Here is an 8168-nt window from a genome sequence, read left to right as displayed (position 1 = left end):
GGCCGCGCCGGCCAGGGTCCGGGTCTGCACGAGGGCGGCCTCCAAGCTGATCGCTGCCGGTTCGGGGCGACACGCGAGACGAGGACGGGCGCGGCCGCACCGCTGCCCGCACCGAGGCGGACGAGCGGTGCCGAGGGGGGTACGCGCTCCGGGGACTCAGGCACCTCCCTCAGTGTGGGGTACGACACACTCCCGTCACGAGGGGCGTGCGCACGGTTTCTGGACTCCCGGGTGACCGAACGCGTACGGAAGGTGGCAGAACGGGCCGGTGAACGGCCGCCGGCGGGCAAGGTCCGGCCGGTACGGGGGGCAGGTCCGCGCGGACCGCGCGCCGCCTACGACCAGAGCGCGGCGGCGCCGCGGTCGCGCAGCGACCGGCCGTACCGCTCCAGCGTCCACAGCTGCTCGGCGACGGCCGTCTGGGCCTCGTCCCCGCTGTTCGCCATGCGCGCGAGGGTGCTGCTCAGTTCGGCGATCCGGCGGTTGACCGCCTCCAGCCGCACCTTGACCAGGAACTCCCCGGCGTAGGCCTCGTCGGGCTCGCGCGGGGTGCGCAGCGGCTCGACGCTCAGCTCGGTGATCATCGACCGCACGGTGTCGTCCGGCGCGGCGTCGCGCACCCGCGCCAGGTACTCCCCGTCGGCCCGCTCCACTCCCCCGGCCTTCTCCACGGCCCGGCGCACCTCGGCATAGGGCTCGGCGGTGAACTCGTCGGCCCCGTAGGCGTCGAAGAGCGGGGAGACCAGCGCGGGGAACTGCAGTGCCAGCTTGAGCAGTTCGCGCTCGGCCAGCCGCTGGGGGCTGCGCAGGTCCAGCCGGGGGCCGCCGGGCGCGGGGCCGGGCCTCACCCGCGGTACGGGCGGCCCGGCGGGGCGGCGCTGCTGCGGCCCCCCCTGGCCTCCCGGACCGCCGGACCGCCGCTCGCGCTCCCAGCGGGCCAGCTGCCCCACCCGCCGCACCACGAACTCGGTGTCGAGGATGCCCAGCAGCCCGGCCAGGCGTACGGCGTACTGGTGCTGGATCGAGCCGTCCTTGATCCGCGCGACGATCGGCGCGGCCTCCTCCAGGGCGGCGGCCCGGCCCTCGGCGGTGTCCAGGTTGTGCTGCCCGGTGACCGAGCGGATGGCGAACTCGAAAAGCGGTGAGCGTCCCTCCACCAGGGCCGCCACTGCCTCGTCGCCCTCGGCCAGCCGCAGTTCGCACGGGTCCATGCCGCCGGGGGTGATGGCGATGGAGGTGCGGGCGGCGAACTTCTGGTCGTCCTCGAAGGCGCGCAGGGCGGCCTTCTGCCCGGCCGCGTCGCCGTCGAAGGTGAAGACGACCTCCGAGCGGGAGTTGTCCATCAGCAGCCTGCGCAGGATCTTGATGTGCTCGCCGCCGAAGGCGGTGCCGCAGGTGGCGATGGCGCCGGTGACCCCGGCCAGGTGGCAGGCCATCACGTCCGTGTAGCCCTCGACGACCACGGCCCGGCCGGTCTTCGCGATCTCGCGTTTGGCCAGGTCGATGCCGTAGAGCACCTGGGACTTGCGGTAGATCGCCGTCTCGGGTGTGTTGAGGTACTTCGGCCCGTTGTCGTCCTCGCGCAGCTTGCGGGCGCCGAAGCCGACGACCTCGCCGGTGATGTCGCGGATGGGCCACATCAGCCGGCCGCGGAAGCGGTCGATGGGGCGGCCGTTGCGGCTCTCCTGGGCGAGGCCGGCCAGGATCAGCTCCTTGTCGCTGAAGCCCTTGCCGCGCAGGAAGCGGGTCAGGTGGTCCCAGCCGGCCGGGGAGTAGCCGACGCCGAAGTGCGCGGCGGCCTCCTGGCCGAAGCCGCGCTCGGCCAGGAAGCGGCGGCCAATCTCGGCCTCCGGCGAGTCGAGTTGCTCGGTGTAGAAGGCAGCGGCGGCCTTGTGCGCCTGGACCAGCCGGATGCGCTCGCCCTGCTGGCGGCCGGGGGCGTAGCCGCCCTCCTCGTAGCGCAGGGTGACCCCGGCCTGGGAGGCGAGCCGCTCGACGGCCTCGGAGAAGGACAGGTGGTCCACCTTCATCACGAAGTCGAGGGTGTCCCCGCCGGCCTGGCAGCCGAAGCAGTGGTACAGGCCCTTGCTCGGACTGACGTGGAAGGAGGGGGACTTCTCGTCGTGGAAGGGGCACAGGCCCTTGAGGTTGCCGCCGCCGGCCGGGCGGAGCTGGAGGTACTCGGAGACGACGGCGTCGATCGGGACCGCGTCCCGCACCGCCTTCACGTCGTCGTCGTTGATCCGTCCCGCCACGGCAGAAGTCTACGGCCGCCCCGCGCCATCCCCGGCAGGGCGGGTCCGGGGCCGGATCTCCCGGACGAAGACGAGGTGCGGGCCGACGCCCTCGATGACGAACTCCTCCCCGTGCGTCCGAAAGCCCTGGCGCTCGTAGAAGCCGCGGGCCGTGGTGCGGCCGTTGCACCACAGCAGCGCGGCGCCGCGGGCGGCGGCCTCGGCGGTGCCCGCGCGCAGCACGGCGGCGCCGTGGCCCCGGCCGCGGGCGGCGGGGGCGCTGGCCATGCCCCGGAAGCGGTACGCGGTCGCGGCGAGGTCCGGCGGCCCCGCGGAGGCTCCGCAGAGGGCTCCGGGGAACGGCTCGGGGAAGAACGTGCCGCATCCGAGGACCTCCGGCGCGTCCCCCTCGTAGGAGGCGATGTGGAACGCGGCGGGGTCGCTGTCCTCGGGGAAGACCGCCGCCTCGCGCGGCAGCCCCGGGCGCAGCACCTCCCACCGCAGGCCGAGGATCTCGGAGGCGGGCACCAGCGCGGTGCGGATGGCGGGGACGGTCATGCCGCCACGCTACGGCTCCGCGGACGCGAGCCCGCGGCCGGGGCCGGGGCCGGGGCCGGGACCGGGGGGATCCGGTGGGTCAGTTCCCGGCCAGCTCGTCCAGCGGCAGCGAGGGGTCGGCCAGCTTCTCCGGGTCGGTCTCCCGGCCGGAGCGGACGAGCCGCTGGACCGGCCCGGTGACGCCCTCGGTGTTCATGCCCAGCCCGGCCAGCACCCGCCCCCCGCTCAGCCAGAAGGCGGTGAACTCCCGCTTGCCGAGGTCGCCCCGGACGACCACCTGGTCGTACGAGCCGGGCGGCGCCCAGCCGGAGTACTCCATGCTCATGTCGTACTGGTCGGAGAAGAAGTACGGCACCCGGTCGTAGGAGACCTCCTGCCCGAGCATCGCCCGGGCGGCGGCCGGTCCGCCGTTCAGGGCGTTGGCCCAGTGCTCGACGCGCAGCCGGGTGCCGAACAGCGGGTGGTGGAGGGCGGCGACGTCGCCGGCCGCGTGGATGTCGGGATCGCTGGTGCGCAGCGAGGCGTCCACCGCGACACCGCCCACGGGCTCCCCGGCCAGTTCCAGCCCGGCGGCGCGGGCCAGGGAGATCCGGGGGGCGGCGCCGATGGCGGCGAGCACGGCGTGCGCCGGGTGCTCCTCGCCGTCCCCCGTGCGGACGGCCAGGACCTGGCTGTCCTGGCCGACGATCTCGGTGAGGGAGGTGCCGAAGTACAGGCGCACACCGTGCTCGCGGTGCAGGTCGGCCAGGACGGCGCCCAGCTCGGGGCCGAGGACGGGGTGCAGCGGGGTGGGGTTCGGCTCGATGACGGTGACCTCGGCGCCCCAGGAGCGGGCGGCCGCGGCCACCTCCAGGCCGATCCAGCCCGCGCCCGCGACGACCAGGTGCCCGTTGTCGCGGCCGAGCCCGGCCAGGGTGCCGCGCAGCCGGTCGGCGTGCGCCAGGCGGCGCAGATGGTGCACCCCGGCCAGCTCGGTGCCGGGGACGTTCAGGCGGCGCGGCTCGGCGCCGGTGGCCAGCAGCAGTTTGTCGTAGTGGACCCGGGTGCCGTCGCCGAGCTCCACCGTCTTCGCCTCCCGGTCGAGGCGGACGGCGGGCTGGCCGAGGTGGAGTTCGACGGCGGCCCCGGCGTACCAGGCGGGCTCGTGGACGAAGACGCTCTCGCGCTCGGTGGTGCCGCCGAGGTAGCCCTTGGAGAGGGGAGGCCGCTCGTAGGGGTGGTCGCGTTCGTCGCCGATCAGGATGACGCGGCCGGTGAAGCCCTCGGCCCGCAGGGTCTCGGCCGCCTTCGCCCCGGCCAGGCCGCCGCCGACGATGACGAACGTGCGATGTGCGTCGACCACGTGCTTCCTCCTCGTTGCGCTGCCCCCCTGCGGTGGATTCCCCGGGAGTGTGCCCCGCCGGCCGCGCCGCCGGAAGGGGCGGCGCGGCCGGGCGCGCGGGAGATGTCCGGGGAGGGCCCGCGGTCGGCTCCGCGGACGTCTCCCACAGATCCTCCCCACCCTCCGGGCCGCTCTATCCCTCTTCGCGCGCACCGTCCTCGTTTGTCTGGAACCATCGGGTACGCGCACCCGCCTCCGCGTGTCCGCGCCCTCAGACCTCGGGGCGGGTCCGGCCGGAAGCGGTCCGCGCCGCCGCCGGACCCCGGTCGCACGTCTGGCCGTGGAGGACCCGGCGGGCGGTCAGGGCGAGGGAGAGTTCGGCCACCTCGTGGGGGCGGCCGAGGGATCTGCCGGTGAGCTGCTCGAAGCGGCGCAGCCGGTTGAGGACGGTGTTGCGGTGGCAGAACAGCCTGCTGCCGGCCCGCCGGGCCGAGCCGTCGCACTCCATCCAGGCGGTGAGGGTGTCCAGCAGCAGGTCCCGGTCGGCGCCCTCCAGTCTCAGCACCGGGCCCAGCACCCGCTCGGCCAGTGCCGCGGCCAGGCCGGGCGAGGAGACCAGCAGGGCGGCGGGCAGATGCTCGTGGAGCAGGACCGGCGCCCCGCCCGGGGCGGCCGAGCGCAGCGCGGTCTCGGCGAGCCGGCGGGCTTCGCCGATCCGGGCCAGGCCCTCGACCGCGGAGCTGATGCCGGTGCGCAGTCCCGGCAGCGCGGGCAGGGCGCCGGCCAGCTCCGCCAGCAGGCCGTCGGCGGCGGCGTGGCCGTCCGGACCGCCCGGGTCGCCGGGTTCGCCGGATTCGCCCGGGCCGCCGTGACCGGCCGGACCGCCGCCGAGCACGGCGATGCCCAGGTCGGCGTCGGACCGGGGGTGCCACAGGATCCGTACGGCCGCGGGGACGCGGGAGCGGATCAGGGCTCGGTGGGCCTCCCGGCCGGGGCCCGCGACGGCCACCACCGCGTACCGCCCCCGCTCGGGCAGCCCCAGCGCCTCGGAGGTCTCCGCGAGGTCGGCGACGCGCATGGTGCCCTCCAGCAGGGCGTCGGCCATCAGCCGCTGGCGGTTGTCGTGGCGCCAGGCCAGCCGGCGCTCGGTCTGCCGGTACGCCTCGGCGACCACCGCGCAGTGCTCGTCGACGAAGTCCCACACCTCGGCCGCGACGTGGACCAGCAGTCGCGCGCCGTCGGGGTCGTACCGGGTGACCCGGTCCACCAGGGACTGCCAGACCACCGCGCCGCCGAGCCGGAAGGCCCGCATCAGGGCGTCCAGCGGCAGCCCCTGCTCGGCGCGGTCGGCGCCGATCCGCCACGAGCAGCGGCGGGCGGCGTCGCGCAGTTCCTTGGGGCGCAGCAGGGAGCCCACGTTGTGCCGCAGGGAGCGGTACACCTCGTGCCACAGCTCGTCCTGGTCGACGGAGGCGGCGCGGTAGGCGGGTTCCTCCTTGCGCAGCAGCTCGACCACGCGGTCGGTGAGCCGGGGCAGTTCGTCCATCAGCGGCCGGGCGGCCCGGTGCAGCACGGCCACGGCCTCGGCGTTCACGGGGGCGCGCATGACGGGGTGCATCTCGGTCCTCCACCTGGCGGGTGTCGGGAGCGGCTCGATGCAGCATTGTCAGCAGGCCCGGACCGGGATATCCAGAGGCGTGCGGGAATCGCTTAGCGACCGCTCAGTCTCCCAGGTGCCCGGCGTACGCGGCGTGTCCGGCGTACGCGGCCGGTGCGGGGCGGGCCGGTGCGGTGGGCGTGGGCGCACACGGGACGGCGGACGCCCCCGCCGCCCCGCCGCCGGTCCCGCCCCTCAGCCGTCGTGCCGGCCGTCGCCGGCCGCCGCCAGGACCCTGGTGAGCTCCACCCGGGAGCGGATGCCCAGCGCGGCGAAGACGTTGCGCAGGTGGTGGTCGACCGTGCGGGGGCTGACCGACAGCCGCAGCGCGACCTCCCGGTTGGTGGCCCCCTCGGCCACGCAGCGCGCGATGCGCAGCTGCTGCGGGGTCAGTCTGCCCAGCACCCGCGGCGCGCCCTGCCCCGCCGTCTCGCCGGTGGCCCGCAGTTCGGCGCGGGCCTGGTCGGCCCAGCTGCGGGCGCCGCACCGCTCGAAGGCCAGGAGCGCGTCGCGCAGCACCCCGCGGGCCGCGCCCGGCCGGCGCCCGCGGCGCAGCGCCTTGCCGTGCAGCAGCTGGGTGCGGCCGTACTCGAAGTCGCTGTCGATCCGCGCGTGCTCCTCCAGCGCCTTCGCGAACAGCTCCGGCGCCTCCTGCGGCCCGGCGAGCAGGGCCCGGCAGCGGGCGAGCTGGACGGGCGCCATCGGGTCCGCGGTGACGGCGGTCCACTGGGCGAAGTGCGCCAGCGCGGCGTGGGCGGTGCGCCGGTCGCCCGCCTGGGCTGCCGCCTCCACCAGGCACGGCGCGGCCAGCGCCTGGAGCGCGAAGTGCCCGCGCCCGGCGCCGGTCCCCGGCAGTTCGCCCGGACTGGTGCCCACCAGCGGTTCCAGCCGGGCCGCGGCCTCGTGCGGCCTGCCGTGCCCCATGTCGCAGCGGGCCAGCGCCCACTGGGCCAGGGTGGCGGCCACGCCCAGACCGTGCGGCCCGGCGTCCTCGCCCGCCGCGCGGGCGTGCCCGGCGCAGGCGGCCGCGTCCCCCTCCACGGCGGCGGCCATCGCCAGCACCGCGTGGTGGTGGGCGGCGCAGTTGCGCTGGCCGCTGCGGCGGGCGCGGCGCAGCCCGTCCTCGGCGTGGGCGCGGGCCCGGCTGTGCCGCCCGGCCCGCAGCTCGCTGTAGGCCAGATGCTCCAGCGCCTGGGGTACGACGGCGGCCGGCCCGCACGCCCGGGCGGCGGCCAGGGCGCGGGTGTTGAGGTTGTGGGCGGCCGCGACGTCGCCGACGACCAGGGCCACGATCCCGGCCCGTATCAGCCTCCAGGGCTGCCGCTCGCCGGCGGCGTGCTCCAGGACGCGCAGCAGCAGCGGGCCGCCGCGGTCGATGTCGCCGCAGAGCACCGCGTCCAGGCCCGCGCAGTAGTCGTCGAGCAGCGGGTCCCCGGCGGGCATCCTCAGCCCGGCGATACGGGCGAGGTCGGCGCGGAAGCCGGCGATGTCGCCGACCGCCCAGGCCGCCTCGGTCGCGTGCAGCAGCGCCCGGCGGGCGGTGTGCGGGTCGTAGGGGCCCAGCAGCCGGGCGGCGTACGACAGCAGCTCATGGGCGTCGGTGACCACGCCGTTGCGCAACTCCAGTACTCCGCGCACGAGTTCGGCCCGGCCGCGCACGGTGTCGTGTACGGGCAGCGCGCGGGCCCGGTCCAGCAGGGCCAGGGCCCGGTACGGGCGTCCGGCCGACCAGGCGTGTTCGGCCGCGGCGGTCAGCCGGGCCGCGCGCACACCGGTGTCCTGGGCTGTGCCGAACCCGCCGTCGGCTCCGGTGAGTTCGGCCGACCGCCACAGGGCGTCGGCCAGCTCGGCGTGGGTGTGCTCGTCGGCGGCCGTGGTGTCGGATGCGGTGGCGGCCAGCGCGTCGGCCAGTTCCGGGTCCGCGCCCCCCTGCGGCAGGGCGGCCGCGGCACGGTGGCGCAGCGCGAGCAGCCGGTGCGGCGCTCCCGCGTTCACGGCCTCGTCACTCCGGCCGCCCCCGGCGCCGGCGCCCTCTTCCGCGCCGGTGCCCTCCAGGGCGCGGGCGAGCAGCCGGTGGGCGGTGCGCCGCCGCTCGGGCGGCTCGCCCCAGTAGGCGGCGCGGCGCAGCAGCGAGTTCGCGAAGCGCAGCCGGTCGCCCTCACGCCGCAGGGCGCCGCGGCTGCGGGCCGGGTCCGCTCCGTTCGGGCCGAGTCCGGCCAGGGCCGCGGCGCGCGCCAGGGTGGAGCAGTCCGCCGTGCCGCCCAGTTCGTACGCGGCGGCGGCCAGCAGCAGCAGGGTGCGGGCCTGTTCGGGCAGGTCCGCCAGTTCGGCGGCGGCCGAGCGCAACCGCGGCCCGGTGGCGGGGAGCGGGTGGGGCAGCGGTTCGGTGCCGGTGAGC

Annotated in this window: 5 protein-coding genes; all 5 read right to left on the bottom strand. The window is 76.7% G+C overall.

Annotated features, from left to right (window positions below; genetic code table 11):
* Window positions 1–335: 335 nt before the first annotated feature.
* Complete coding sequence (gene dnaG / locus L7D48_RS22545) at window positions 336–2255, bottom strand: DNA primase (protein WP_237881867.1); 1920 nt, start codon at window positions 2253–2255, stop codon at window positions 336–338.
* A gap of 9 nt (window positions 2256–2264) precedes the next feature.
* Window positions 2265–2792 (bottom strand): GNAT family N-acetyltransferase, encoded by a 528-nt coding sequence (locus L7D48_RS22540; RefSeq protein ID WP_237881865.1) that lies wholly within the window; start codon window positions 2790–2792, stop codon window positions 2265–2267.
* A gap of 79 nt (window positions 2793–2871) precedes the next feature.
* Window positions 2872–4134, bottom strand: a complete 1263-nt coding sequence (locus tag L7D48_RS22535; protein ID WP_237881862.1) for an FAD-dependent oxidoreductase — start codon at window positions 4132–4134, stop codon at window positions 2872–2874.
* Between the two features lie 250 nt (window positions 4135–4384).
* Complete coding sequence (locus L7D48_RS22530) at window positions 4385–5731, bottom strand: CdaR family transcriptional regulator (protein WP_237881860.1); 1347 nt, start codon at window positions 5729–5731, stop codon at window positions 4385–4387.
* A 234-nt stretch (window positions 5732–5965) separates the two neighbouring features.
* On the bottom strand, window positions 5966–8168 hold a 2203-nt coding region (locus L7D48_RS22525), incomplete at its 5' end, for a LuxR family transcriptional regulator (RefSeq protein WP_237881858.1).

Source organism: Streptomyces sp. ICN903, assembly GCF_022015835.1.
Lineage (GTDB): Bacteria > Actinomycetota > Actinomycetes > Streptomycetales > Streptomycetaceae > Streptomyces > Streptomyces fenghuangensis.
The sequence above is the reverse complement of the archived record's forward strand: the minus strand, read 5'-3'. Positions and strand labels throughout refer to the sequence as shown.

What these genes read in the sequence shown, in the direction of transcription:
- L7D48_RS22540 (WP_237881865.1), bottom strand. Translation starts at nt 2,792, where the DNA reads ATGACCGTCCCCGCCATCCGCACCGCGCTGGTGCCCGCCTCCGAGATC.
- L7D48_RS22530 (WP_237881860.1), bottom strand. Translation starts at nt 5,731, where the DNA reads ATGCACCCCGTCATGCGCGCCCCCGTGAACGCCGAGGCCGTGGCCGTG.